The following is a 25,249-nucleotide window of genomic DNA, read 5'->3' on the forward strand; positions in this document are numbered from 1 at the left end:
GGATCGGACGAGCGCTCGTCCCTCTCGGGTGAAGGTGCCTCACGCACTTCCGTCATGTTCGCGCGTCGCGATCCGGGCGAGCTTCGTCAGCATCATTCCGTTGCGGACCGCAACGAGGTAGTCCACGGGGAGTCCGTGCATCCGGGTGCCGGGGCCCCGGAGGGGATGCCAGTCGAGGGTGAGGAGAGTGTTCTCGCCCCAGGGAATCAAGGTCATGGCGATGCGGGCCGCACCGAAGGGTTCAGCCTTCGCTTCCAGTTCCAGGCGGTGCTGGGGCTCACAGATGCGGACGACGCAGGTGTCGTCGAGGTTCAGGGCGCCGGCGCCGACCCGGACATTCAGCCGGGCTCCTACCTCTGGCCACTGCGGGTCCACGGCAAGGACCTGCTGGGTTCCTGTCACCCACTCCCCGTAGCGGTGGCCGTCGGACAGCAGGCGCCATACCTCGGACGGCGAGCTCAGGATCAGACGGCGGTTCCGGGCCACGCTGATCACGCTCCTTCTGGAGGCTGCGGACATGGAAGGCGCCGCCGGTCACGTCCGGCCGCCCATGGGCTTGGCCTCCAGCCTCGTGCGACCGCACCACATGCACAGTCCGACAGGTCCAGACGGGTGGGTCGACGTGCCCTCTCTCACTCCACAGGCGGACGGGGCCGGTCCCCTCGGCCGACGGAATCGAAGGGAAACGAGGAAGGCCCAGGCTCGCGGTTCGATACCGGGGGCCTGGGCCTTTGTCGCAGTTCCTGAAGGACACCCAACACGTCACGGCCACATGGCAACCGGAGCGGTGGCTTCAAGGTGTTCTCAGCGGAAGACCAAGCTTGATCAAGCTGACACGGCTCTACGAGAACTTGCTGATCTCCCAGAAGCGGAAGACGGTCGACGCGTCCAGGGTCCATTCCAGACCGGAGACGTTGTCGTACGCCACCGCGTACTGCTTGCCCTGCCACAGCGGCAGGATCGGCAGGTCCTTCGCCACCGTGTCCTGGAGCTCGTCGAAGGCGTTCTGGGTGGCGCCCCGGTCGGCCTGGGCGGAGGTTTCGGGGATGATCCGGCCTGTGATGTCGTTGTTCTCGTAGCCGTTCTGCAGGACGTTGTCCTTGCCGAAGAACGGCTGGGTGAAGTTGTCGGGGTCGGGGTAGTCCGGGACCCAGCCCTTCACGTAGACCCCGAGCTCGCCGGCCGCGATCCGCTCCTCGTACTGCTTGATGGGGAGGGACTTGACCTGCGCGTCGAACAGTCCGCTCGCGTTGAGCTGCTTGGCGATCGCCCGGAACTCGTTGTCGGTGGCGGGGCCGTAACGGGTCGGCGTGGACCACAGCGTGAGCTTCACCTTGTCGGTGATGCCCGCGGAGCGCAGCACCTGCTCGGCCTTGGCCGGCTGCGGGCTCCCGCCGTACTTGTCGAAGAACGCGGTGTTGTGGGCGGTGATACCGGCCGGGACGATCGAGTACAGCGGGGTGGCCGTGGAGTGGTAGACCTCGCTGACGAGGGCATCACGATTCACCAGGTACGCGATGGCCTTGCGCACGGGGAGCTTCCCGACCACCGGGTCCTTCATGTTGAAGACCAGGTGCTGCACTTCCGCGCTGGTGCCTTCGACGATGTCGATGCCCTTGTCGGCCGCGGCGCTGGATTCCTCCAGCTGGGCAATGTCCTGCGCGGCCAGACCACGGTAGGCGACGTCGACGTCACCCTTCTGCAGCGCCGAGGCCAGCTTCTTCTGGTCGCCCCGGAACAACTTGAGGGTGATGCCTGAGTTCTTCACCCGCGCTGTGCCCTCGTAGCGGGAGTTGACCGAGAAGACGGCCTGCGACTTGTCGAGGGACTTCAGTGTGTAGGGCCCGGAGCCGACGGCCTTGCCGTCCTCGCGGAGGCTGTTCGCCGGGTACTCGCTGTGGTCCACGATGGAGCCGGCGCCCGAGGCGATCTTGCTGGGGAAGGTGGCGTCGGGAACCTTGAGCCGGAAGACGACCGTACGCGGGTCCGGAGCGGTGATCTTCCCGATGGTGGAGAGCAGCGGCGCGGGGCCGGCGGGGTCGTCGATCCTGATCGCCCGCTCGAAGGAGTACTTGACGTCCTCGGAGGTGAGGCTGTTGCCGTTGCTGAAGGTCAGGCCGTCACGGAGCGTGCACCGGTAGACCTTGTTGCCGTCCTCGAACGCGCAGGACTTCGCCGCTTCCGGCTCGGGTATCGAGCCACCTCGGGGAAAGCTGAGCAGCGACTGGAAGACATTGTTGAACAGCAGCCAGGACCCCGGGTCGTAGCCCGAAGCCGGGTCCGCGGACAGGACGTCGTCCGACATGCCCACGACGACCGAGTCGCCGTGTTCGGCGGCGCCTCCGTCCGTCTGGGTGCCGCAGCCGCCCAGCAGAGCCACCGCGAGACCGGCCCCGATGGGAGCGATTGTCCGCCGTTTGAGTACGTTCACAGAACTGCCTCTTGTTTTTCTGGCGGCCGCGCGGGGGGCAGTAGTCGCTGCTCCTAGCCTCGGTCCGCGGTCCCCTCCAGGCATGCGGAGGCTCCGCAAATCCGGACCGGGGAGGTGAGCACCTTTGCCCTGATCATAAGGGTGAGGGGGAAGCCCCTCGTCTGCCCCCAGCGCCTTGGCCAGCTGATCTTCGACTGCCGGTGGCGCGGGGGCGGCGTCGGAGGCGACCGCAGGGGTGCGGCCGGTCGGCTGGAGGGGTGGCCCGCGTCGTGGTTCCGTTCGGCCACCGCTTGCGCAGCGTGCGCGGTGCAACCGACATCGGTGGCCGCCGAGCCTCGATCTACCGCGCCCGAGTCCTGAACCATCTGCCAGCCACTGTGGCGACACCTGCGATGGCAACGACGACCGCGACGACTACACCGATGACGTCTCCAGGCCCCAACAATCCGAACATCTGCGTCTCCTTCGCTGCCTGGTGGCAGTAGCCCGCGACACACGATCGTGTTCCGCGTGGAGATCAACATGGCAGCCGGTCCCCCGCCTGTGGAACCCAAAGCGGCAAGTCTTGAGGACCATCTGAGCTTGGCTCCCACTTGGACGGGTGTACACGGCGGCCGGGGCGACTGCCTGCGCGGAAAAACTCCGTTCGTGGTGGGGAAGGCCAGCGGCCGGATCGGATCGTCTACCAGGGCGGCGAGATCGACCCCGTTGAGTGGAGGGTGCTGACGAACCAGTGCTTCGCTGACGGCCAAGTCGTCCCGAGAGAGGGGCGAAGCCCCCGGGGGTGCTCAGCCACTCGACCACTTCGCCCGAAGCGACTTGGGTGGGGACTCCCCTTGGGCTGGCGTGCTCTCACCTGCGCCTGATGGTCCGCAGGCGTTCGCGCTCGTCCGCCGCTATTCGTCGGAGCCGTCACGCATTTGGACACTCACCGCTCAACGCCAATCACCTACAAGACCGTTGTCAGTGCCGGCCTTTAGAGTCTCAAGCGCGCGGTCGGCTTCCGGGGGTTCCAGCTCTGGAGTGAATGGTTGCATCCCCGGCCTGTCTGGGGGCGGCCCGGAGAATCGTCCGGGACCTAACCGACGGTCGGGCTTCGTCGATGGCCAGCAGACGACCTGCCAGAGCCGACCGCGCACCATCGCTCTCGTGGGCCTCACCTGATCCGTAGCTGCGTTGCGCGGTAGATAGCCCAGAAGCCGACGAGCGCGACTGACCGCTACCGAGGTCGCTCCCCTCGCCATGACGGAGATCCTCGGGCGCAGCCAGATCGCCGTCACGACGAATATCTACGCCCCCGTCGTCCCGGACACCCGGCGCGGGGGAGTGAGCCATATGAATCGCACGCTCAAGCGGCACTCCGGCCGTGAGCACGGTGCCTGTGGTCGCTCGCATTGCTCGTTCGGATGCGCATTTCGTGCAGGTTCAAGCTCAAATGTTCACGCTTGGCCTCACGATGTGTCTCCTGGTGAAGGTGGAAGAACATGCCAACGTACGTCACGTTGCTGAGCTGGACCGATCAAGGGATCCGGAACTACAAGGACACCGCAAAGCGCTCCGAGGCCTTCGGGTCAGCGGTGCAGAAGCTCGGCGCGAAACTCCTGAGCATCTACTGGACCGTCGGTCCGTACGACCTCGTGGCCATCGTCGAGGCACCCGACGACGAAACCGCCACGGCAGCACTCCTGCAACTCGGCGGGGTGGGCAATGTCCGTTCCACGAGTCTGCGGGCCTTCGACCCGGAGGAGATGGAGCGCATCCTCGCCAAGGCGGCCGGCTGACGACCCACGGTCCCCACTCGTTACCCCTGCACCGGGCACCCCAGGGGCGCGCTAGCCGCGCGGGGTGAGAACCTGCTGCCAGCCGTCGACCGACCTGGTGACGAACAGCACACGGTAGACCTCGCGGGTCCACACCGAAGCCCCTCCCCCGTGCTCGGGGAGCTCCTCGAACGCTTCTTCTTCCGAGTCGTAGCTGTACTTCCGGCCCTTCGAGTCCCGGATCATCCACTCTCTGCCAGGCAGTCCCGCGAGTCCCATAGCCACGACGATCTTCCCTCCCCATTGGTGTGGGCGAGATCGTAGCCGCTGAGGTCTCGGTCGTGGCCGACGATGGGCCTTGTGCTGTGGCCTCATCCTTGTCAGGCCGAACACGGGGTTTCGGTGACGCCGGTCAACCGTGCTGAGTCTCGGCTGATCGTCCGCTCGTGTTCGGCTCCGACCGCCGACGTACGCGCCTGTTGGTGTCGGCTGCTGATGTCATCCACTGCATGCAGCCCCGGCACAGCCACCACACCGGTCACGCCTCGGTCGCTTGCCACCAGTTCAGCAGCTCTCCGTCCGGTCCGAACACGTTGCTGAAGCCCCACTCGACCAGCACGCTCACGCCTGCTGCCCACATTCCCATCGCGGCCTCGACCGCGGGGAATCCGGCAGCGGCCGGCACCGTCACGACGATGAACCGCCGGTCGTCGGGCGCCTCCACCAGGCCGCCCAGGGGAACGAAGGCGCTAGTCAGGGATTCCAGCGACTCGGCGTCGAAGGGCGGCTGGCCGAATGCTTGGATGCAAAGGTTCGGGCCTCGTCGCTCAACCTGGAACAGACCATCGGCGTCGATCTTCAGCAAGTCCCCGGCCGCGCAACCCTCGACCATGCCGGGGCTACCCGTCAGTTCATAGCTGCCGGAACCGACAGCCCTGGCAGGAAGCGACTCGAACACTGGCTTCCCGGAACTGGCAAAGCCAGCGCGGAGTGCCACATGGCAGTGGTTGGAGGATGCGGGGCTGTCGATGTTCATTTCAGCATCCTCGCGTAGGCCGTTCCGAGGTGGGGAACCCCACCGACTTCGTAGTCCGTCCGACTACCTGCACTGCGCGACCGCCCCACCATCAGCACCTGATGAACGACCGTGACCCCGCGATCGCCGCGCACGTCGACGACCAGATCGGAAGGGTCCGGCCGGCAGATCCCGGCGATGCTTCTGGCACGCGACTGGCACGACGCCTCGCCCCCGCGGCTGAGGAACGAACAAGGCCCAGGTTCCCGGTTCTGTACCGGTGACCTGGGCCTTCGTCGTGCTTGCTGCTGGTGGGCGCTGACGGTTTCGAACCGCCGACATCTGCTTTGCAAGTTCGGCCGGACGGCCGTCACATGGAGCCACCCTCTCAGCGATGGCGCTGGGGACAACCGCCCGATGCTGCTGCTGTACGCCGTCGTTGATGTCAGACGGTGATGTCAGATTTGGATGCCTTCATGGAGCACGTCGAAGCTCAGCCGTTCACGGGCGGTGGGAACAACGCTGTGGTGCGCCTGCCACCCCGCCGGTTCCCCGGCGTCTTGATTCAGGGCGACTCTCTCTCCATCATCCGCAGGGAAGTTGCCGAAGTCGTTGAGGCCTGCGACCAGGGCGACCTCGCCGGGGCGCGGGAAACTGCCGGCTTTCTGCTGGCCGACCTCGATGCCCTGCAGGCGCGCTACACCGCTGCACTCGATACCCACAAGATCCCGCGGCCGTACTGATCGCCAGGCTCTGAGCTTGGGAATCTATGGCGCCTGGGTACCCCGTAGGCCGTTTGACCTGTGAAAACCCTTGGCTGTGGCGGTCAGAAGGCTACAGCCAAAGAGTCGCCGGTTGCGGGCGCACCCGAAGGTGAGCGGGCGCTCTGGGGCTTCCCGCACGGACTCAACACAGGCCCTGGCAGCCGATGCGCGCCGGGCCGGCCCTGGCCGAGCGGGGCCGGCCCGTTCTCGGTACGCTGGAAAGGAATCTCCGCGCCGGGTCGGCCTCCCTCGAGCAGTTCACGATCGTCCTCGTGAGGGAGAACAATTCCCATGGACCTCAACACCATCACCGAAGTCGTCCGCCTCCCGGCCGACCGGCCGGGTGTGGACTGGCGCGAAGGAGACGCCTGGCTCGCGGGTGGCACATGGCTGTTCTCCGTCGAACAGCCGAGCCTGCGCCGCCTGGTCGACCTGACCTCGCTGCACTGGGACCCTCTCGTCCCGAGCGACGCCGGCCTGGAGATCGGTGCCACGTGCACCATTCGCGACCTGTACGCCTTCGCGCCGCCGAACGACTGGGTCGCGGCCGGCCTCATCCGGACGGCGTGCGAGGCGTTCCTGTCCTCGTTCAAGGTCTGGAACGCGGCGACCGTCGGCGGAAACATCTGCATGTCCCTGCCCGCCGGCCCCATGGTCACGCTGACGGTCGCGCTGGAGGCCCGGTACGAGCTGTGGGCCCGCGACGGGTCCGTGCGCACCGTCGACGCGCTCGATTTCGTGACCGGGAACAACCGCAACGTACTCGCGCCCGGAGAGATCCTGCGCCGCATCGACATTCCGGCGCATGCCCTGCGCAAACGCGCCGCGCACCGCCGATTCACACTGACCCACCTCGGCCGCTCGACCGTGTTCCTCATCGGTACGCACACTCCTGGAACGAGCGATCTACTGCTCACCGTCACCGCCGGCACCACGCGGCCGATACGGTTCGCCTTCGACTCCGTGCCCGATGCTCACACCCTGCGGCAGAGCATCGACGCCATCCCCGCGGACGTCTGGTTCGCCGACCCCAACGGGACCCCCGATCACCGTCGCCACCTGACACAGCACTTCGCCGAGGAAATCCGCGGCGAACTCATCGCCGGGGGCCCGGCATGACCTACCGGGTGAACGAACGGAGCTTCGACGAAGAACCGGCCCCCGGCCAGTGCCTGCGCACCTTCCTGCGCGCACTCGGTCACTTCGGAGTCAAGAAGGGGTGCGACGCGGGCGACTGCGGCGCGTGCACGGTGTGGCTGGACGGCACTCCGGTGCACAGCTGCATCACCCCCGCCTTCCGGGCGAACGGCCGTGAGGTGACCACCATCGAGGGTCTCGGCACACCCGGCGACCTGCATCCGGTGCAGCGGCAATTCCGCGATGCCCCGGGGTTCCAATGCGGTTTCTGCACCGCCGGGATGATCATGACCTCGGCTGCGTTCAGCGACGCCCAGAAGGCGGACCTGCCACGGGCGTTGAAGGGCAATTTGTGTCGTTGCACCGGCTACCGGTCGATCGAGGACGCCGTGAACGGCAAGGCCGCCGTGCAGACGGCCGCGCCGGGCAAGGCCGTCGGAGCGAGCGTCGGCGCGCCGGCGGCCGAGGACGTGGTCACCGGTCGGGCCGAGTTCACGATGGACACCCGCATGGAGGGCATGCTGCACCTCAAAGTGCTGCACTCGCCCCACGCGCACGCCCGGATCCTCTCGATCGACAAGACCGCCGCGCTCGCGGTCCCCGGCGTGCACCGCGTCTACACCTGGCAGGACGTGCCGCGCAAACGCTTCACCACCGCGATCCACACCGACCACTTGGTCGATCCTGACGACACCTACATCCTCGACGACACGGTCCGCTTCGTCGGCCAGCGCGTCGCCGTCGTCCTCGCCGACACGGTCGGGGCGGCGGAGGAAGGCTGCCGGAAGCTGGCCGTCGAGTACGAGGTCCTGCCGGCGGTCTTCTGCCCCGAGGAGGCCATGGCCGAGGGGGCGCCCCAACTGCACGGCTCGGAGGACCCGTTCGTCCGCGATTCCGTCCACAACCTGCTCCTGGAGACCCATTCGCACATCGGCGATGTCGACGCGGGCTTCGCCGGGGCCGACGTGATCCACGAGGGCACGTACGTCTCACCGCGCGTGCAGCACGCGCACCTGGAGACCCACGGCTCGATCGCCTGGATGGAGGACGGCCGGCTGAACGTCCGTACGAGTTCGCAGTCCCCGTCGATCGCGAAGGTCAAACTGGCCTACCTGTTCGCGCTGCGCCCGGACCAGCTCCGCGTGTTCTGCAAGCGCGTAGGCGGTGGTTTCGGCGGCAAGCAGGAGGTCATCTCGGAGGACCTGGTCGCGCTCGCGACCCTGGACACCCGGCGGCCCGTCTGCCTCGAGTACACACGCGAGGAGGAGTTCACCACCGCCTCGCCCCGGCACCCGATGAAGCTGACGGTCAAGCTCGGAGCGAAGGCCGACGGCACACTCACGGCCATCCAGGTCCGCAACGTTTCCAACACGGGCGCCTACGGCAACCACGGCGGCGAGACGCTGTACGCGGGCGGCGCCGCCGTCATGATCTACCGCTGCCCCAACAAGAAGTACGACGCCTTCTCCGTCTACACGAACACCGTTCCCAGCGGCGCGCTGCGCGGCTACGGCATGACCCAGCCGGCCTTCGCCGTGGAGTGCGCGATGGACGAGCTGGCCCTCGCTCTGCACATGGATCCGCTCGCACTGCGCCGCCGCAACATCGTGCGCCCCGGCGATGCGCTCGTCGCGATGCACGACGGCCCCGACGACGTGATGTTCAACGAGGACGGGCTCGCCAAATGCATCGACCTCGTGGCCGGAGCCCTGGCCCGTACGGCCGATCAGCCCTCCCCCGGCCCCGGGTGGCTCGTCGGGGTCGGCGTCGCCAGCTCCCTGCACGAGACCGCGCCCCCGACCGACCACATCTCCGAGGTCTGGATCACGCTCGGCGACGACCTCGTGTACGAACTGGCCGTCGGCACCGTCGAATTCGGGGAGGGAACCTCGACCGCGCACGTGCAGATCGCGGCCAACCAGCTGGGTACGACCCCGTCGCGGATCCGTCTGGTGCAGTCCGACACCGACCGCACGGGATTCGACACCGGCGCCTTCGCGAGCGCAGGCCTCTTCGTGGCGGGCAACGCGGTGCTCAAGGCGGCCAACGCGGTGCGCGACCGCATCCTGGAGTTCGCCGCCGCGCACAGCGGCGTCCACCTCGTGATGTGTTCCATGGACGACGAGCACGTCGTCTGCGGGGACGAGCGCGTCCCGCTGGCCACGCTCGTCGCCCTGGCCCGGGCACGCGGGATCCGGTTCACCGCCGCCCGCAAGGCCTACGGCTCCCCCCGCAGCGTCACCTCCAACACCCAGGGCTTCCGTATCGCCGTCCACCGGATGACGGGCGAGATACGCATCCTGCACAGTGTCCACGCGGCCGATGCCGGTGTGCTCATCAACCCCGAGCAGGTCCGGGGGCAGGTGGACGGCGGCGTCGCCCAGGGCATCGGATTCGCGCTCACCGAGAACTTCCAGGTAGACGCGGACGGTGCCATGGTCAACCCGAACCTCCGCAACTACCGGCTCCCCACCTACGCCGATCTCCCCCGCACCGAGCTGCTCCTGGTGGCCTCGTCGGACTCGGTCGGGCCCATGCGGGCGAAGGGGATGGCGGAATGCTGCATCAACCCGGTGGCCCCCGCGCTGGCGAACGCGCTCCGCGACGCAACGGGCGTCCGCTACCGCGAGCTGCCCCTGACCCCGGAACGGATCTACAGCCGGCTGGGTGAGAGCCAGTCGGCGCGGACGGGGCCGAGCCGATGACCACCGAACGCAAGGCGGACGCAGCCGCGACGGTCATCCTCAGCCGGAAGGTCCGGCCCGGCATGGAGCGGGAGTACGAGAAGTGGCAGGAGGGCGTCAACGCCGCTGCCGCCGAATACGCCGGACACCTCGGCGCCGAGGTGTCCCCGCCGACCGACCTGCAGCCCGAGTGGGTCATCGTCTACCGGTTCGACTCGGTGGCCCATCTGCAGGCGTGGATGAACGGCGCGACCCGGCAGAGCCTCCTCGACGTCGGCGCGAAGTACTTCGACGGTCCCGCGACCCAGCAGGTGATCAGCGGCGGCAAGCAGCCGACGGACCCGCTCGTGACCGTCGTGGTGACCCACCGCGTCCACCCGGGCCAGGTCGACGACTTCCTCGAATGGCAGCGCCGCATGAGCCAGGAGGAGAGCAAGTTCGAGGGGTTCCGCGGCACGGAGATCTTCCGCCCGATCGAGGGGCTTCAGGACGAGTGGACCACCCTGTACCGCTATGACAACGCCGAACACCTCGACGCATGGTTGACGTCGGCGAAGCGGCAGGAGGTCCTCGCCGAAGGGAAGAAGTTCAACGACTTCAAACTGCGCACCATCGACAACTCGTTCGGCAGCTGGTTCGCCTTCGAGGAGAACGGCAAGGAAGCGCGGCCACCCTCGGAAACCAAGACCGCCATCGCGGTCTGGGTCGGCCTGTACCCGACGGTCGTACTGCTGACGCTCGCCCTGTCACCGCTGAAATGGCCGCTCTGGCTCGGGCTGCTCGTGGGCAATCTGCTGTCGAGCTTCATCATGAGCTTCTTCACGATGCCCTACTACGTCAACCGACTGCTCAAGCGGTGGCTGCGGCCCGCACCGGGCGAACCGGCGGCGAGGAGCAACCTCTTCGGCCTCGGCATCGTCGCCACGGTGACCGTGTTCTGGGTCGTCGTCTTCTACCTCGTAACACAGCAGTTCTGGACTCTGCCCTGACCCGCCGCCTTCCCGTTCACGGAGCTGGGGCCTGTGTGACGTCGTAATCAGTCGGCGACCTTCAGGAGGTCGTCGGGGCAACTGTCCGGGGTTTTGTCGTACTGGGTGGCGATGCCGCGCTAGACCCTTGAGTTCGTGATTCGAGACGCCTCGCACCTGGACCGCATGCTGAAGCGGCAGGTCCCGCCCGTGGGTGACCACACCCGTTGACGTCAGAAGTGGATGTCAAATGCCCCCAACCATGATCGGTTGGGGGCATTTACACTGGTGGGCGCGGACGGTTTCGAACCGCCGACATCTGCTTTGTAAGAGCAGCGCTCTACCCCTGAGCTACGCACCCGTGGATGAGGGAACAGATTACATGGCTCACGCCCCCGCCCGGCAATCCGGTTGTGTGCCGGACCGGCAGGGAGTCGGTGGGATGGCATGCGGGGGGTAACCCCACCCCGGAGAGGGTAGCCGTCCGGATCGTTCGCGCGGTGCGTCGTACATACGGTGGGGGCACACCGGCAGCGCTCTCAGGGGGATCCGATCGCCATGACTTTCCGTACCCGTACCCGTACTCGCGCCCACACCCGCTCACGTACCGGGACGCTCGTCGCGGCCGCCGGTGGAACCGTTCTTCTCGTCGTGGCCCTCAGCGGCTGCGGCAGTACGGATGTGGAAGGCGCGCCCGCCGAGCACAAGTCGTTCGCCTTCAGTGGGAAGACCCTCACCATCGACGCCGGGAACTCCTCGCTGGACCTCGTGCCCGCCGATGTGAAGGAAGTCGAGGTGACCCGACGTGTCGACGGGTGGGTCGTGCTGGGCAACGGTCCGGATGCCAGCTGGAAGCTGGAGGGCGACAAGCTGACGTTGAGGGTGAAGTGCGAAGCGATGATCAGTGACTGCGCCTCGCATCACCGGGTCAAGGTGCCCCGCGGAGTGGCGCTGAGCGTGAACGCGGACAACGGCAGGGTCACCGCGTCCGGGTTCGACACCCGGCTCGTACTCGACTCCGACAACGGCGGGGTCGTCGTACGCGACTCGAGCGGGCCGCTCCGGCTCCAGAGCAACAACGGGTCTGTCGTGGCCGAGGACTTCTCCGGTTCGTCGGTGGTCGCCCGTTCGGACAACGGGTCGATCAGGCTCGGGGTCACCCGGGTACCGGACCTGGTGGACACCATCAGTGACAACGGGGGCATCACCATCGACCTCCCGAAGGGCGGCGGGACGTACGCCGTGACCGCCCAGGCGGACAACGGCGACGTCTCCGTGGACGTACCGCGCAGCGACAGCAGCCCGCATGTGGTGAAGGCGCGCAGCGACAACGGGGAAGTCACCGTCCGAAGCGCGAACTAACGGACCCGTGTGTTCGTCCTTACCGGGTGGGAGAATGTACCGGGGACAGGGCGAATCGGCACGGGAGAGGGATGTGACGGCGACACACGCGCGGCCGCAGGCGAAAGCGAGTGGAAGTTCCGCCGTCAAGGACGTCCTGGTGCTGTTGCTGCTCCCGGTGCCCCTGATCGCCGCCGCACTGCCGGCAACCTTCGCGGGCGGGGGCACACGGCGCTGGTTCGGTGGGCGTGGTGAGAACCAGAGGGCCGAGGCCCAGGCGGCGAAGGACGCGGCCGCTGCCGCGTTCTACGAGCTGGACACCGCCCAGCGGGATCTGCAGATCTCCATCGAGACGATCACCGCGGTCGACAGTTCGTCCCGTGCCCGCAAGGCGGCGGAGGACTTCGCCGCTCTGGGCAGGCGGATCGACGAGGTCAGCCACGGGTACATCACCGCGGTCGACGCGCATGACCTCGACCGCGACGATCTCGAGCCCGCCGCCGCGGCCGGTGCCAGGACCCAGCTGACGCGGGCCAAGGACGATCTGGTGCGGGTGAAGGGCGAGCTCGACCGCTTCGCCGCCGGACTCGGATCGCTGCTCGGGAGTGCGGAGACGCAGCTCGCCCGGCTCGCTCCCGCCGTGGAGCGGGCCCGGCAGGCGCTCCTCGGCGCAAGCAACGCGCTCGACGCCGTACGGGCGTCCGGTCTGCGTGCCGATGATCTCGCCGCACGGCTGGCGGCTCTGGCTCCGGAACTGACCAAGCTGAATCAGGGTGCCGGGCGGCACGGCGTGGCCGAGACGCTTCAGCGTGCCGACCAGGTGCTGCGCGATGCCGAAGCGATGCGGGCGGAGGCGGAGCGGCTTCCGGAGCGTGCTGCCGAGATCGACCGCAGGCTCGTGTCGCTGCGTACGCGGGCGCAGGCGCTGACGACGCGCGCCGGGCAGGTCGAGCCGGTGCTCAGCGAGCTGCGGCGGCGCTTCTCGGCGGCCTGCTGGCAGGACCTGCAGCCCGTTCCCGACCAGGCCGCGGTCAATATCCGGCAGGCGGAGGAGAAGCTGGCGGAGGCCGCTACGGCTCGCGACGAGCAGAGCTGGGCCGATGCGACCGCCCGGCTGAGTACGGTCCGGGCCCTGCTCAACGCGACCGACGAAGCGGTGTCCGCCGCCGGCGACCGGCTGCAGCGTCTGGACGCCGTGGCCAAGGATCCGCAGGTGGAGATCGACCGGACCCGGTTCGCGATCCGTGACGCGCAGCGCCTCGCCATGGCCGGACGCCACACCCCCGATCCGCTCCATGCCCGTCCGCTGGACGATGCCGTGGCCCGGCTCGAGCGGGCCGTCGCCGGGCTCGAGGGGCGTCACCCCGACTACTGGCACTTCCTGACCGAGACCGAGGCCGTACGGCAGACGACGGCCCGCGTGGTCTCCGCGATCCGCGAGGAGCGCGGCAGCGGCGCCTAGGGACCCGCCCGGACCCGCCTGAACCCGCCCGGACTACGCGACGTGGACCCGCCCGGAGCCCCCGTCGGGTCCACGTCGCGTAGTCCGGGCTGGGACGACACCCTGTCGCGTAAGTCCGGGCTGGGACGACGCCCCGTCGCGTACGCCCGGGCTGGGACGACGCCCCGTCGCGTACGTCCGTACCCGCCCGGCGAGCTCCGCCACCGGTCCGATTTGTCCATGGCGGCCGGTGGGCCGATCCTGGAGATACGCCGCGGTTCACGCTGGTGTGTTCTGGCCGCACGGGCCGGTTCTGGCCGCACGGGCCGAAGGAGGCCGTCATGGCCACTCATGTCCTGCACCCGACGGGCCGGCGCCGCAAGGCCACCCGGCTCGACGAGCATCTGCCGGTGGACCACCGGCTCAGCCAGGTCTACCGGGTGGGAGCCGGACTTGCCGGGCTGTTCCTCCTCGCCTTCGGCATCCTGGGACTGATCGACCGCATCGGCTTCTTCGACACCGGCGGCGACACGGTGGCGGGCCTGAACACCAACGGTGCGCTCAGCGTCCTGTCCATCTGTGTGGGGCTGCTGCTCTTCGTCGGGATGGTGATCGGCGGGAACTTCGCCTCGACCCTGAACATGGTCCTGGGCATCGCCTTCATCCTCAGCGGCTTCGTGAATCTGGCCCTGCTGGACACGGGCCTCAACTTCCTCGCCTTCGAGATGCAGAACGTGCTGTTCAGCTTCGTGATCGGGTTGCTGCTGATGATGTTCGGCATGTACGGGAGGGTCAGCGGCGGTCTGCCGCACGACAATCCGTACTGGCGGTCCCGTCATCCGGAGCAGGTCATGCTCGAGGAGCGCCGCAGCCGCGTCCCGATGCCGGAGGTCGCGAAGAAGAGGCCGTAATCTGGGGCCATGCCTCGTTACGAGTTCCGTTGCCGCCCCTGCGGCGAGACGTTCGAAGTCAGCCGTCCCATGGCGGAGTCCTCCGACCCGGCCTCCTGCCCCGCAGGGCACGAGGACACCGTGAAGCTGCTCTCCACCGTGGCTGTCGGCGGATCGTCCGCGGGTGCGGCGGCCTCCGCTCCCGCGCCGTCCGGCGGTGGCGGTGGCTGCTGCGGGGGCGGCTGCTGCGGGTGACCCCAGCGGGCCCCGTAAAGGGGTGCCGCCAGCGGGCCCCGTAAAGGGTGACCCCAGCGGGGCCCCGGCGAAAGGTGATCCAGCCCCGCAAACAGGGTGATCCCGGCGGGGTCCCCGCAAGCAGGGTAATTCCAGCGGGGTCGCCGCAAAAGCGTGATCCGTCGGCGGCCGGCCGGCCGCTCAGCGGCCCTCCCGTCGCGCCGACGCGCGCAGCAACTGGATCAGGATCTGCTCCCCCGCCGCAACGCCCCGCTCCCGCAGCACCTGGACGTTCGGTGCCCTCCAGCCGCTGTCCGCGAGTTCGCCGTGCCCCGGGCGCCAGGCGTGGTCGGCGGCGAGCAGCAGGTCCGCGTCGAGGAGTGAGTCACCGGCTGCGAGCGTCGTCGTGGCGCCGCAGCGGGCGGCGACCTCGTTCATCGCGGCGCTCTTGGTGAGCGGCTTGGGGACGGCGTAGATCTTCCGCCCCTGGAGGGAGACCGTCCAGCCACGGGGGTCCGCCCAGGCCGCCAGCTCCTTCACCCAGCCGTCGGGGAGGAGCGAGCGTTCGACCACGAGATACGCGAAGACGTCCTCGGCGACCCGTTCCTTGAGCAGCCAGGCGGGATCGGCCGTGGCGATCAGGTGGGCGCGGACCTCGGCGAGCGTGGCGCATTCGTCGGCGAGCCGGCGGGCGACCTGCGCCTGCCAGTCCGGGTCGGAGACTCCGTCGACCAGGATGTGTCCACCGTTGGCGCATATGGCGTACCGGGGCGCGGGGCCGGGAAGGTGGATGCGCCCGTACTGCTCGCGCGTCCGGGTGGTGGTCGGTACGAAGACCGTGCTGCGGGCCAGTTCGTCGAGCAGCGCGGCAGCCTTCTCCGTCATGTAGGAGAGCGGTTTGTGTCCGTAGACCTCGACGCAGAGCAGCCGTGGGGCCTCCGCGTCCGGCATGGACAGCTGGAGGGCGGCCGCCGAGTAGATGAGGGTGCGGTCGAGGTCGCTGGCCACCAGCGTCACGGGCGCGCTCACTGTCCCGCCACCGCCTTGCCGTCCGCGCCCGTCGCGCCCCGGGTGTACTTCGGGTGGATCAGTCCGACGCAGGTGTACGGGAGTTCGCCGACCTCCTCGACGGGGACGCCGCGCTGTTCGGCGAGCAGCCGTACGTGGTCGAGGTCGCTGCCGGCGCCACGCTTGGCGAGGATCTTCCACGGCACGCGGCGCAGCAGCACCCGGGTCGTCTCGCCGACGCCGGGCTTGACGAGGTTCACGTCGTGGATGCCGTACTCCTCGCTGATCCGTTCGACGGCGGCCCAGCCCTCCCAGGTGGGGGCGCGGTCCGCGGCAAGCATTTCCTTGGCGTCGGCGTCCACGGCTTCGGCGACCTCGTCGAAGCGGGCGGCGACCGTGTCGAGGAAGAAGCCGGACACATCGGAGTCCGCGAGTTCCCGGTAGAACTTCGCTCCGTGGAAGTCGTCGGGGCCGACGAGGTCGGAACGCAGGACCGTACGGGAGATCAGTCCGGAGACCGTGGAGTTGAGGCAGGCGGACGGGATGAGGAAGTCCTCGCGTGTTCCGTACGTGCCGACGCAGCCGCCCGGGTCGGCCAGTACCGCGATCTCCGGGTTGAAGCCGTCGAACTCCTCGAGTGCGGCGGCCAGTTCGCGGGTGATGGCGCCCTTGCCCGTCCAGCCGTCGACGAAGACGACGTCCGCCGGGTCGTGATGGGCGGCCAGCCAGCGCAGGGCGTTGGCGTCGATGCCCCGGCCCCGGACGATGGAGACGGCGTAGTGCGGCAGGTCGAGTCCGTGCCGGTGCTGGGCCCAGCGGCGCATGAGGACCCCGACGGGGGTGCCGGCGCGGGCGAGCGAGACCAGCACGGGGCGGGGGCCGCGTTCGGCGAGCACCGTCTCGGTGACCGTTCCGACGGCCCGGGCGATACGGGCGGCCGAGGTGTCCAGGGCGGCCTTGAACAGCTCCTGGTACTGCGGGGTGGGCTGGTACTCGACGGGCAGCGATTCGGCGTAGTGCGCGCCACCGCTCTGTATCGCCTCCTCGCGTTCCTCCGTGGGTGCCTCCAGCACGGTGTCCGAGAGGTCCTGGAGCAGCCAGCCGACGTCGTCCGCCGCGTAGGAGGAGAAGGCGGGGCCCCGGAGGGGTTCGGGCAGCATGGAGGCTTCCTGCCTTTCGAGGGCGGACGGGAGAGCGGGCGACGGGGCGTACGAGGGGACGACCGCGAGCAGGACCTGGTCCGTGTGCGCGGCGAGCCGGGCGAGCAGCCCGTCGGGGGCGTGCAGCGCGGCGGTGTCGGCGGTGGAGTCGACCACGACGACGACGGCGTCGAAGCCGGCTCCCGCGACGTTGTACGCGTACCGGTCGCCGGGACCGTCCGCGGGGTCGTCGTGGGCCGGGAAGACCAGGCGGGTGCGAATCGCGTAGCCGGGGTCGTCGACGGCGAGGACGGGCGAGCGGGTGGTGGTGGAGTACCGCACGTCGGCGGTGGTGGCTTCCTCCAGGGCGGTGCCCAGCCGCAGCGGCGCGTACATCAGCTCCTCGAAGCCGAGGACGAGCACTCTGCGGGCGTCGCCCAGCGCGTCGGCGATCCGGGCGGCCATGTCCGGCAGGGCGGCCTCAAGCGCTGCGCGGTGCACGGGGGTGAAGCCGTGGCGTCCGCCGTCGGGGAGCCCGGCCGGCCAGCCCAGCCCGACCCGTACGGGGGCGGGGCGGGCACCGCCCGGGGCGGCCGCCCCGCCCGAGGAGTCCTTCTCGTGGGCGGCGACGAGTGCGCGGCCCTTCTCCAGGACGCCTTCGGGCAGCCGTACGGTGCCGCGGGCGCGGGCGACCAGGTCGACGCGGGCGCCGATCTCCTCGGCGAACTCGGCGAGCCGCCCCTGGTCGGCCTCGGACCGCATGTCCACGAGGGCGACGACGACGTACCGCTCCCGGGGGTAGCGCACGTGGAGGTCGCGGATGGTGTTGAGCACGGTGTTGCCGGTGGAGAACTCGTCGTCGACCAGGACCAGCGGTGTGCTCGGGGAGTCCTCGGTCGCCGCGCCCGTCAGCAGGTCCGGGTCCTCGGGGAGCAGCAGATGGGACGTCGCGTGCGAGTGCGCCTCCTCGAAGCCACCCGCCGGTGCGACGCCCGCGACGGGGCGGCGGGTCGAATGGAGGTACGTGGCCACCCCGAGCCCGTCCGCGACGGCGTGGCCGAGGCCGGTCGCCGTTTCCGCGTACCCGAGGACGACGGCCCGCCGGGCCTCGGCCTCGCCCAGCAGGTCCCGCACCCGTTCACCGAGCTCGAACCCCGCCCCGTACACGAGCGACGGCCGCTGCGGCACATGCTTGCCCAGCACGTTCGACACGAGCAGGTGGGCCCGCTTCGGGTTGCGGCGCAGGGCGAGGCCCAGCAGCTCCCGGAGCTCCCCGTCACCGACGAGTTCGACCCCGAGCCGCTCGGCGACCCAGTCACCCGACCACTTCACGTCCACTGCCTCTTCTCCCGTTACGTGCTCGCCCATGGCCACTCAGTCCGCCAGACCCGCGGCCAGGAGTTCGACGAAGCCGACGTCCTCCTTGGCCACTCCGAAGACCTCGGCCCGCTGAAGGGTCCGCTCGGCCCAGGCGCGGTGGGGTTTCACTTCGTTCATCTTGTTCGTATACGCCGAGCGCAGCACCCCGCCGCCGCCTCGCTCCGGCCGCAGGATGTCCTGCGCGTCACTGAACTCCTCGTGGCTCACGACCGACAGTGCGTGCACCGGCAGGACGTGGGACGGGTGGATGCAGGTCTTGCCGAGCAGCCCGTTGGCCCGGTCGAGCTCGATCTCGCGCAGCAGTCCGTCGAGGTCGTGCTCGATGAGGGCGGTGCGCAGCTCCTCGGCGCGCCCCATGAAGGGGCTGCGGCGCAGCTGCGGTTTGAACATGCGCTCCTGGAGGCGGAAGTACTCCCACACCGGCCCGGTGATGGTGAAGCCGGTGCCGTCGGCCCGGCCCAGCACGTTGACGACGTCACCGATGACCGCGCCGACGATCTGGACGTCGTACGCCGTCATGTCGGGGGCCCGGCGCAGACCGTACGCGGAGCAGAAGTCGGTGACGCCGAGGCGCAGCGCGAGGACCCGGTCCCGGTACTTGTCGACGGTGCGGGCGATTCCGCGGAGGGTGTCGCCCCTGGTCTCCAGGTGCAGCAGCTCGGGCGATTCGAGGACCGGCATCGCGAACAGCCGGCACCCGCCGGCGGCTTCTGCCGCGGTGAGAGCCTCCAGGAACAGCTCTCCCCGCTCCTCCGTGAATTTGGGAAGTACAAATCCGGACAACAATCGGACCGAGGTGCCGAGGCGCTCCACGAGGTCGGAAATCTGTTCCGGCTCGCGGACCCTGATGAAGAGCAGCGGCAGTTCGACACCCCGCGCATCAAGATCGGCGAACTGTCTGACCAGGTTCGCCTCGGCGCCGACGACTTCGGCGTCGTCGATCGAATCCTCCAGGCAGAGCACCATCGAGACGACACCGCGCCTGGCCTGCTTGATCACGTCCTCGGCCAGCTGCGGCCGGGTCGCCGGGCTGTAGAGGGTGGCGCCGAGGGCCACCGACAGCATGCGGGCGGAGGAGCGTGCATTGAATTCGCACGGCTCCCGGAAGAACAGGCCCTCTCGGGCAGTGGGCGAGATGTGCCCGAAATGACGCATGTGATTCCCCCGTACTGCCTGACAGGCCGGACAACGTATGGCCGGTAATAGTACGTACGGAGAGGTGTCGACAGTTCCCCAAGAGTATGAACTTCGGGTAACCCGGCCATTTCTCACACTCTTCGCGGAGCGTCCCTGCTCCGCCTGCCGACACCTCCCTCCCGCGTGTTCGGACCCCCGCGTTGTCCGGGAGGCCCACGAGCAGGCAGGATGACCGGCATGACGCACGCGATGCTGAAGGGCTCGAACGTCCCTCTCGACGCCATGGCCGTACGGGCTGTGCTGCGCTGGACCCCGGGCGCCGGCGTCCCGGACGTGGACGCCTCCGCGCTGCTGCTCGGTGCCTCGGGCCGTGTGCGTTCGGACGAGGACTTCGTCTTCTACAACCAGCCCCGGCATCCCTCGGGCCTGGTGCGACGGCTGCCCAAGCGCAGTGCCGCCGGCGGACTGACGGACACCATCGAGGCGGACCTCTCCGCGCTCGACCCGTCCGTGGACCAGGTGGTCATCGCGGCGTCCTGCGACGAAGCGGCCTTCGAACAGGTGCGTGACCTGCGGATATCGCTGTACGACTCCGCGTCCGCGGACGGCGATCCTCTCGCCGTCTTCGATGTGCGCGCGGAGACCGGCGAGGAGACCGCCATCATCTGCGGCGAGCTCTACCGGCGCGGCGACGGCTGGAAGTTCCGCGCGGTGGGCCAGGGATACCCGACGGGCCTGGTCGGACTGGCCACCGCCTTCGGGATCTCGGTCGACGAGGCAGAGGCGGCCGCGGAGCCGGACCCGACCCCGCCCGTACCCGAAACCACCACGTCCGCGCCCTCGGCGGCCGTGTCCGCCCCCGACTCGCAGGCCACGGTCCAGCACCAGCAGCCCGCGTACGGCTACCCGCAGCCCGCTGCGCAGCCCCAGCCGGCCTACGGCTACCCGCAGCCGACCTCCGCGCCTGCCTACGGCTACCCGCAGCCCGCCTCCGCACCGCCCGCCTACGGTTACCCGCAGCCCGCGGCCGCGGCGGCGCACGCTCCCGATCCGGCGTTCGTGCTTCCCCCGCAGGGCCCGCAGTTCATCCGGCCCTGAGCCGGCGGCGCGGTCGCCCTTCACGGTGCTCACTCAGGCCCGCGTCTTGTAGCCGCGTCCCCACTGCATGCCGAAGCCGTACAGCCGGTCCAGCTCCGACTGGAAGCCGTATACGAATTTCACCTCGCGGCGCACGATCAGCTCGCCCTTGACGTTCTCCACCGTGAAGACGGCGCAGGAGCGGGCCTGCGGTGCCCGTTCGTCCAGCTCGATCTCGATCCGCGGGCCGTTGCCCGGATAGAGCGTCACCTTGGCGTGCGTGCGGTCGAAGGCCGGGGTCTGGTCGTAGATGTACACGAAGAACAGCAGCCGTTTGATCTCGTCCCGCTTGTCGAGGTTCACGTAGACCGTCTCGCCCGACGGTGCGCCGAAGCGGTCGTCGCCGCTGAGCCGGATGTACGGCGGGGCGTTCAGATCGCCGATCAGATTGCCCAGCGGCTGCACCACACCCTTGGTGCCGTCCATCAGCTCGTACATGCAGCCCAGGTCCAGGTCGACGTTGACGACACCCTGGGTGTGCGCCTGGACCACATCGGGGGTGAAGAGCTTCAGCGGGCGGAGCAGTCTGCCGCTCTGCCGCGACCTGCCCTCGATGTCCGAGGTGCGCATCCGCCAGGAGAGGTTGACGCGCAGATTCCCCGACAGGGCGCCCTGCTTGTTCAGCGAGACCGTGGCGTGCCGCCTGGACAGCACGATCGAGTTCGTCGCGGCATTGCCCGACTCGAACTGGTTTTCCCGCCCCGGCCACAGGCTGTCCCAGAAGGCCATCCCAACCCCCACATGTGTATCGGTAGAGCCCGACCCCGCACACGCCCCGAACGTCACTGCGGGGCGGCCACCGGGCCGGGTCCGGGTGTTCCCGGAGACCCGCCGCTGTGGGCCGCCCCGCAGAGAGAGCGTTCCTCAATCCCTACCGGGTCACACCCCGGAGGAGACTTCCGCCTTGGAATCGGAGCCGCCGCCGTCGCCGCCGGCTGCCTCGAGCGCCTTGTTGCGCCGCACCGAGGACCAGAAGGACCAGCCGATCAGCACGACACCGACGAGCCCGGTGATGAGCTCGTTGATCTGGTACTGGATGGTGACGAGCAGGATGATGGACAGCGCGCCGATCGCGTAGTGCGCGCCGTGCTCCAGGTAGACGTAGTCGTCCAGCGTGCCCTGGCGGACCAGGTACACGGTGAGCGAACGGACGTACATGGCACCGATACCGAGGCCGAGGGCCATCAGCACGATCTCGTTGGTGATGGCGAAGGCGCCGATGACACCGTCGAACGAGAAGGACGCGTCGAGCACCTCGAGGTAGAGGAACATGAAGAACGCGGCCTTGCCCGCGAGGACGACCGCGGAGACCGGCTTGCCGGCCTTCCTGGCCTCTTCCTCGGCCTCGTGCTCGCGCTCCTCCTCCTCCTCGAGCTTGTTCTCGAAGAATCCGGAGAGACCGCCGACGACGAGGTAGGTGATCAGACCGGCGATGCCGGAGAGCATCACGGTCTCCGCCTTGTCCGCGTGCCCGCCACCGTGCTGGTGCGCGTGGGTCGCGAACGTCATGGCGGAGATCATCAGGATGATCAGCGCGACACAGACCGACAGCATGTCGACCTTGCCGAGCTTGGCGAGCGGACGCTCGATCCAGCGCAGCCACTGGATGTCCCGGTCCTCGAAAATGAAGTCGAGGAAGATCATCAGCAGGAACATACCACCGAAGGCGGCGATGGACGGATGCGCGTCCGTCACCAGTTCCTTGTAGCGGTCGGGGTCATTGAAGGAAAGATCAATGGCCTCGATGGGCCCGAGGTTTGCGCTGATGGCAACGATCACGACGGGGAAGACCAGCCGCATACCGAAGACCGCGATGAGCACACCGACGGTGAGGAAGATCTTCTGCCAGAAGGCACTCATCTTCTTCAGGATTCCGGCGTTGATCACCGCGTTGTCGAAGGACAGCGAGATCTCGAGAACGGACAGGATCGCGACGATTCCGAAGGCCTGCCACCCCCCGTAGATCACCGCTGCGACCAGGCCGAGCGCGGTGACCGCGAACGACCAGCCGAAGGTTTTCAGGACCACTGGCTACCCCATCATGTTGTACGGGTCTCCCCCGACTGAGTACGGGGCTCCCCCGCGCCGTGCGCGGCTTTACGAAACGTTGACCCCGAAGTCTAGAGCGATGCCCCGCAGCCCCGACGCGTACCCCTGCCCCACTGCACGGAATTTCCACTCCCCGCCGTATCGGTAGAGCTCACCGAAGATCATCGCCGTCTCGGTGGAGGCGTCCTCACTGAGGTCGTAGCGCGCCAGCTCCTGGCCGTCCGCCTGGTTGACCACGCGGATGAAGGCATTGCTGACCTGCCCGAACGTCTGACCGCGATTGTCGGCCTCATGAATCGAGACCGGGAAAAGAATCTTGTCGCAGTGGGCGGGAACCTGGGTGAGGTTCACGATGACCGACTCGTCGTCGCCCTCGCCCTCACCCGTGAGGTTGTCGCCGGTGTGCTCGACGGAGCCGTCGGGGCTGGTGAGATTGTTGTAGAACACGAACCACTCGTCACCGAGCACCCGGCCCGACTGGCACAGCAGCGCGCTGGCGTCGAGGTCGAAGTCGGCTCCGGTCGTGGATCGTGCGTCCCAGCCGAGCCCGATCAGCACCTGGGTGAGATTGGGTGCGGCCTTGGAGAGGGAGACATTGCCTCCCTTGGCAAGCGTGACGCCCATGCTGTGTCCTCCCCGAGTCGATGGACGGTCTTTCGAACGCACGGCGCCCGTGGGAGGGGCGCGGCGCTCTGCCGAGCTGCGTCCGGCGCCGCACATCGTGCGGCGCCGGACGTGGTGGAGCTGAGTCGGCTCAGACGTTGACGCCGAAGTCCTGCGCGATACCGCGCAGACCCGAGGCATACCCCTGGCCGATGGCACGGAACTTCCACTCCGCGCCGTTGCGGTAGAGCTCGCCGAAGACCATGGCGGTCTCCGTCGACGCGTCCTCGCTCAGGTCGTAGCGCGCGAGCTCGCTGTTGTCCGCCTGGTTGACCACGCGGATGTACGCGTTGCGCACCTGGCCGAAGCTCTGCTGGCGGCTCTCGGCCTCGTAGATGGAGACCGGGAAGACGATCTTGTCGACGTCGGCCGGGACACCGGCGAGGTTCACCTTGATGACCTCGTCGTCGCCCTCGCCCTCACCGGTGAGGTTGTCACCGGTGTGCTCGACCGAGCCGTCGGGGCTCTTGAGGTTGTTGAAGAAGACGAAATTTCCGTCGTTGCCGACCTTGCCCTCGGTGTTCGTCAGCAGAGCGCTGGCGTCGAGGTCGAAGTCACCACCGGTGGTGGTACGGGCATCCCAGCCCAGACCGACGATGACCGCGGTCAGGTTCGGCGCGGCCTTGGTCAGCGAGACGTTGCCGCCCTTGCTGAGGCTGACTCCCACGAGTCCTCCAAAAGTGTTGAGAGGGCCGGCAGACACCAGCGCCCCCGTCGTGCGTTGGCATCGGATCAACGATTGGATCCTAGTGACCGGTTCCCGGCCAAAACAGGCTTTTGGCCGGGCGCCCCCAGGAGATCCGGGATCAGAGCGAGTCCAGCGCCTTGATGTAGTCGTTCAGGTCACGCGCGTCGGGCAGGCCGTTGACGACGGTCCAGCGGACCACGCCCTCCTTGTCGATGATGAAGGTGCCGCGCACCGCGCAGCCCTTCTCCTCGTCGAAGACGCCGTACGCCCGGGAGGTCGCGCCGTGCGGCCAGAAGTCGGAGAGCAGCGGGTACTCCAGACCCTCCTGCTCGGCGAAGACACGCAGGGTGTGGATCGAGTCGTTCGAGACGGCGAGCAGCTGCACGTCGTCGTTCTCGAAATTCGGCAGTTCGTCGCGGAGCGCGCAGAGCTCGCCCGTGCAGACGCCGGTGAACGCGAACGGATAGAAGAGGAGGACCACGTTCTTCTCACCGCGGAAGTCGGAGAGCTTCACCGTCCGCCCGTGGTTGTCCTTCAGTTCGAAATCCGGAGCAGGCGTGTCGATCTCGATCGCCATGAAACGCATCCCTTCGCAACGTCACCACTGCCCGGACTGGTCCGTCCGGGTGATTCACACCCTACGCAGGGCTCCCCGCCGGACCCGAGCAGGCCAGGACGGGCGCGTACGAAGGCCCCCGGCGGCGCAGTGCCGTCGGGGGCCTCGATGATGGAAAGAACGCTCAGCGCTGCTTGGCCTTGGCCCCCTTGGGGGTCACCAGACGGCTGCCCGTCCAGTCCTTGCCCGCGCTGATGCTCTTGGTCTGGGCGAGACCAGCTGTCTGGGCAGCCTCGTTGATGTCGCTCGGTTCGACGTATCCGTCGCGGCCGGTCTTGGGCGTCAGCAGCCAGACCGCCCCACCGTCCTCGATCAGACCAATGGCATCCACCAGCGCGTCCGTAAGGTCGCCGTCCTCGTCGCGGAACCAGAGCAGGACGACGTCAGCGACGTCGTCGTAGTCCTCGTCGACAAGTTCCTGGCCGATTGTGGCCTCAATGCCCTCACGGAGCTCCTGCTCGACGTCGTCGTCGTAGCCGATCTCCTGGACCACCTGTCCGGGCTCGAACCCAAGCCTTGCGGCCGTGTTGGTCCGTTCCTCCGCGTGGTCCGCGGTCGCGCTCACGGGTTGCCTCCTGATCATGTTTCGGAAAATGCTTCAGCCACGCGCGTGCGCGGGGCATTGGCCGTAGTCCACACGGGCTCGGCGAATCGCGCAAGTACCCGGCGTCCGAGACCGCCTAAACGGTGACGTTCCCTGCCACGTCGCCGCAACTTCCGGCATGTCTCCTGCGGGGCCGGCGATGGTGTCCGGACCCTTTACGTCC

General features: G+C 68.4%; 23 protein-coding genes and 1 tRNA gene. 10 read left to right on the forward strand and 14 right to left on the reverse strand.

Features of this window, described 5'->3' with window-relative positions:
• Window positions 1-39: 39 nt before the first annotated feature.
• Together ACFQ6X_RS01065 and ACFQ6X_RS01070 are read right to left on the reverse strand one after the other, a co-directional pair.
• A complete protein-coding gene (locus ACFQ6X_RS01065) occupies window positions 40-486 on the reverse strand; it encodes an SRPBCC family protein (protein ID WP_383173958.1) in 447 nt (148 codons plus the stop codon).
• Window positions 487-841: 355 nt separating this feature from the next.
• Window positions 842-2,431: an ABC transporter substrate-binding protein gene (locus ACFQ6X_RS01070; protein ID WP_383173961.1), complete on the reverse strand. Its 1,590-nt coding sequence runs from the start codon at window positions 2,429-2,431 to the stop codon at window positions 842-844.
• Between the two features lie 1,484 nt (window positions 2,432-3,915).
• Here ACFQ6X_RS01070 and ACFQ6X_RS01075 point away from each other — a divergent pair.
• A complete protein-coding gene (locus ACFQ6X_RS01075) occupies window positions 3,916-4,212 on the forward strand; it encodes a GYD domain-containing protein (protein ID WP_383173964.1) in 297 nt (98 codons plus the stop codon).
• A 51-nt stretch (window positions 4,213-4,263) separates the two neighbouring features.
• Here the strand turns inward: ACFQ6X_RS01075 and ACFQ6X_RS01080 are convergent, their stop codons facing one another.
• Together ACFQ6X_RS01080 and ACFQ6X_RS01085 are read right to left on the reverse strand one after the other, a co-directional pair.
• Entirely contained in the window at window positions 4,264-4,476 is a 213-nt protein-coding gene (locus tag ACFQ6X_RS01080) for a hypothetical protein (RefSeq protein ID WP_383173967.1), read from the reverse strand.
• 253 nt (window positions 4,477-4,729) lie between these two features.
• Entirely contained in the window at window positions 4,730-5,227 is a 498-nt protein-coding gene (locus ACFQ6X_RS01085) for a DUF4265 domain-containing protein (protein WP_383173969.1), read from the reverse strand.
• A 455-nt stretch (window positions 5,228-5,682) separates the two neighbouring features.
• On the opposite strand from ACFQ6X_RS01085, the gene ACFQ6X_RS01090 reads away from it, so the two are divergent.
• The 4 genes from ACFQ6X_RS01090 to ACFQ6X_RS01105 all read left to right on the forward strand — a co-directional run bounded on the left by ACFQ6X_RS01090 (window position 5,683) and on the right by ACFQ6X_RS01105 (window position 10,780).
• Window positions 5,683-5,949, forward strand: a complete 267-nt coding sequence (locus tag ACFQ6X_RS01090; protein WP_383173972.1) for a DUF6959 family protein — start codon at window positions 5,683-5,685, stop codon at window positions 5,947-5,949.
• A gap of 312 nt (window positions 5,950-6,261) precedes the next feature.
• Window positions 6,262-7,089 (forward strand): FAD binding domain-containing protein, encoded by an 828-nt coding sequence (locus ACFQ6X_RS01095; protein WP_383173975.1) that lies wholly within the window; start codon window positions 6,262-6,264, stop codon window positions 7,087-7,089.
• A complete protein-coding gene (locus ACFQ6X_RS01100; protein ID WP_383173977.1) occupies window positions 7,086-9,812 on the forward strand; it encodes a molybdopterin-dependent oxidoreductase in 2,727 nt (908 codons plus the stop codon). Before ACFQ6X_RS01095 ends, ACFQ6X_RS01100 begins: the two co-directional genes overlap by 4 nt.
• Window positions 9,809-10,780 carry an antibiotic biosynthesis monooxygenase gene (locus ACFQ6X_RS01105; protein WP_383173980.1) on the forward strand — a complete coding sequence of 324 codons (972 nt, stop codon included), beginning with the start codon at window positions 9,809-9,811 and terminating at the stop codon, window positions 10,778-10,780. Before ACFQ6X_RS01100 ends, ACFQ6X_RS01105 begins: the two co-directional genes overlap by 4 nt.
• Before the next feature lie 265 nt (window positions 10,781-11,045).
• Here ACFQ6X_RS01105 and ACFQ6X_RS01110 read toward each other — a convergent pair.
• Window positions 11,046-11,120 (reverse strand) — tRNA-Val (locus tag ACFQ6X_RS01110).
• Between the two features lie 197 nt (window positions 11,121-11,317).
• Between ACFQ6X_RS01110 and ACFQ6X_RS01115 the strand changes: the two genes are divergently transcribed.
• The 4 genes from ACFQ6X_RS01115 (at window position 11,318) to ACFQ6X_RS01130 (ending at window position 14,686) form a co-directional block, all read left to right on the forward strand.
• Entirely contained in the window at window positions 11,318-12,121 is an 804-nt protein-coding gene (locus ACFQ6X_RS01115; protein ID WP_383173983.1) for a DUF4097 family beta strand repeat-containing protein, read from the forward strand.
• A 73-nt stretch (window positions 12,122-12,194) separates the two neighbouring features.
• Complete coding sequence (locus tag ACFQ6X_RS01120) at window positions 12,195-13,562, forward strand: hypothetical protein (RefSeq protein WP_383173986.1); 1,368 nt, start codon at window positions 12,195-12,197, stop codon at window positions 13,560-13,562.
• A gap of 320 nt (window positions 13,563-13,882) precedes the next feature.
• Complete coding sequence (locus tag ACFQ6X_RS01125; RefSeq protein ID WP_383173989.1) at window positions 13,883-14,452, forward strand: DUF4383 domain-containing protein; 570 nt, start codon at window positions 13,883-13,885, stop codon at window positions 14,450-14,452.
• Window positions 14,453-14,461: 9 nt separating this feature from the next.
• A complete protein-coding gene (locus tag ACFQ6X_RS01130; RefSeq protein ID WP_329211433.1) occupies window positions 14,462-14,686 on the forward strand; it encodes a zinc ribbon domain-containing protein in 225 nt (74 codons plus the stop codon).
• A 180-nt stretch (window positions 14,687-14,866) separates the two neighbouring features.
• Here the strand turns inward: ACFQ6X_RS01130 and ACFQ6X_RS01135 are convergent, their stop codons facing one another.
• From ACFQ6X_RS01135 to ACFQ6X_RS01145, 3 genes are read right to left on the reverse strand one after another with little or no spacing between them, the layout of a single operon-like run.
• Window positions 14,867-15,673, reverse strand: a complete 807-nt coding sequence (locus tag ACFQ6X_RS01135; protein WP_383174591.1) for an HAD family hydrolase — start codon at window positions 15,671-15,673, stop codon at window positions 14,867-14,869.
• A gap of 17 nt (window positions 15,674-15,690) precedes the next feature.
• A complete protein-coding gene (locus ACFQ6X_RS01140) occupies window positions 15,691-18,180 on the reverse strand; it encodes a phosphoribosyltransferase (protein WP_383173992.1) in 2,490 nt (829 codons plus the stop codon).
• 6 nt (window positions 18,181-18,186) lie between these two features.
• Complete coding sequence (locus tag ACFQ6X_RS01145) at window positions 18,187-19,347, reverse strand: HpcH/HpaI aldolase/citrate lyase family protein (RefSeq protein WP_383173995.1); 1,161 nt, start codon at window positions 19,345-19,347, stop codon at window positions 18,187-18,189.
• Between the two features lie 219 nt (window positions 19,348-19,566).
• On the opposite strand from ACFQ6X_RS01145, the gene ACFQ6X_RS01150 reads away from it, so the two are divergent.
• Window positions 19,567-20,427: a TerD family protein gene (locus tag ACFQ6X_RS01150; RefSeq protein ID WP_383173998.1), complete on the forward strand. Its 861-nt coding sequence runs from the start codon at window positions 19,567-19,569 to the stop codon at window positions 20,425-20,427.
• A 33-nt stretch (window positions 20,428-20,460) separates the two neighbouring features.
• Here ACFQ6X_RS01150 and ACFQ6X_RS01155 read toward each other — a convergent pair whose 3' ends face one another.
• From ACFQ6X_RS01155 to ACFQ6X_RS01180, 6 genes are all read right to left on the reverse strand, one after another.
• Window positions 20,461-21,195 (reverse strand): Tellurium resistance, encoded by a 735-nt coding sequence (locus ACFQ6X_RS01155; RefSeq protein WP_383174001.1) that lies wholly within the window; start codon window positions 21,193-21,195, stop codon window positions 20,461-20,463.
• Between the two features lie 150 nt (window positions 21,196-21,345).
• A complete protein-coding gene (locus ACFQ6X_RS01160) occupies window positions 21,346-22,494 on the reverse strand; it encodes a DUF475 domain-containing protein (RefSeq protein WP_383174004.1) in 1,149 nt (382 codons plus the stop codon).
• 69 nt (window positions 22,495-22,563) lie between these two features.
• Window positions 22,564-23,139, reverse strand: coding sequence for a TerD family protein (locus tag ACFQ6X_RS01165; RefSeq protein WP_329211423.1), 576 nt, complete (start codon window positions 23,137-23,139; stop codon window positions 22,564-22,566).
• 130 nt (window positions 23,140-23,269) lie between these two features.
• Window positions 23,270-23,845 carry a TerD family protein gene (locus ACFQ6X_RS01170; RefSeq protein ID WP_351168324.1) on the reverse strand — a complete coding sequence of 192 codons (576 nt, stop codon included), beginning with the start codon at window positions 23,843-23,845 and terminating at the stop codon, window positions 23,270-23,272.
• A gap of 139 nt (window positions 23,846-23,984) precedes the next feature.
• Entirely contained in the window at window positions 23,985-24,443 is a 459-nt protein-coding gene (locus ACFQ6X_RS01175; RefSeq protein ID WP_383174008.1) for a peroxiredoxin, read from the reverse strand.
• Between the two features lie 163 nt (window positions 24,444-24,606).
• Window positions 24,607-25,047: a DUF3052 domain-containing protein gene (locus tag ACFQ6X_RS01180; protein WP_329211418.1), complete on the reverse strand. Its 441-nt coding sequence runs from the start codon at window positions 25,045-25,047 to the stop codon at window positions 24,607-24,609.
• Window positions 25,048-25,249: the final 202 nt, after the last annotated feature.

The organism is Streptomyces sp. NPDC056452, from assembly GCF_042796085.1.
Taxonomy (GTDB): Bacteria; Actinomycetota; Actinomycetes; order Streptomycetales; family Streptomycetaceae; genus Streptomyces.

Excerpts from the sequence above, each read along its gene's own strand:
- ACFQ6X_RS01075 (WP_383173964.1), top strand. The coding sequence starts at position 3,916 with ATGCCAACGTACGTCACGTTGCTGAGCTGGACCGATCAAGGGATCCGG.
- ACFQ6X_RS01085 (WP_383173969.1), bottom strand. The coding sequence starts at position 5,227 with ATGAACATCGACAGCCCCGCATCCTCCAACCACTGCCATGTGGCACTC.
- ACFQ6X_RS01090 (WP_383173972.1), top strand. The coding sequence starts at position 5,683 with ATGGAGCACGTCGAAGCTCAGCCGTTCACGGGCGGTGGGAACAACGCT.
- ACFQ6X_RS01095 (WP_383173975.1), top strand. The coding sequence starts at position 6,262 with ATGGACCTCAACACCATCACCGAAGTCGTCCGCCTCCCGGCCGACCGG.
- ACFQ6X_RS01100 (WP_383173977.1), top strand. The coding sequence starts at position 7,086 with ATGACCTACCGGGTGAACGAACGGAGCTTCGACGAAGAACCGGCCCCC.
- ACFQ6X_RS01105 (WP_383173980.1), top strand. The coding sequence starts at position 9,809 with ATGACCACCGAACGCAAGGCGGACGCAGCCGCGACGGTCATCCTCAGC.
- ACFQ6X_RS01115 (WP_383173983.1), top strand. The coding sequence starts at position 11,318 with ATGACTTTCCGTACCCGTACCCGTACTCGCGCCCACACCCGCTCACGT.
- ACFQ6X_RS01125 (WP_383173989.1), top strand. The coding sequence starts at position 13,883 with ATGGCCACTCATGTCCTGCACCCGACGGGCCGGCGCCGCAAGGCCACC.
- ACFQ6X_RS01130 (WP_329211433.1), top strand. The coding sequence starts at position 14,462 with ATGCCTCGTTACGAGTTCCGTTGCCGCCCCTGCGGCGAGACGTTCGAA.
- ACFQ6X_RS01140 (WP_383173992.1), bottom strand. The coding sequence starts at position 18,180 with ATGGGCGAGCACGTAACGGGAGAAGAGGCAGTGGACGTGAAGTGGTCG.
- ACFQ6X_RS01145 (WP_383173995.1), bottom strand. The coding sequence starts at position 19,347 with ATGCGTCATTTCGGGCACATCTCGCCCACTGCCCGAGAGGGCCTGTTC.
- ACFQ6X_RS01150 (WP_383173998.1), top strand. The coding sequence starts at position 19,567 with ATGACGCACGCGATGCTGAAGGGCTCGAACGTCCCTCTCGACGCCATG.
- ACFQ6X_RS01155 (WP_383174001.1), bottom strand. The coding sequence starts at position 21,195 with ATGGCCTTCTGGGACAGCCTGTGGCCGGGGCGGGAAAACCAGTTCGAG.
- ACFQ6X_RS01165 (WP_329211423.1), bottom strand. The coding sequence starts at position 23,139 with ATGGGCGTCACGCTTGCCAAGGGAGGCAATGTCTCCCTCTCCAAGGCC.
- ACFQ6X_RS01175 (WP_383174008.1), bottom strand. The coding sequence starts at position 24,443 with ATGGCGATCGAGATCGACACGCCTGCTCCGGATTTCGAACTGAAGGAC.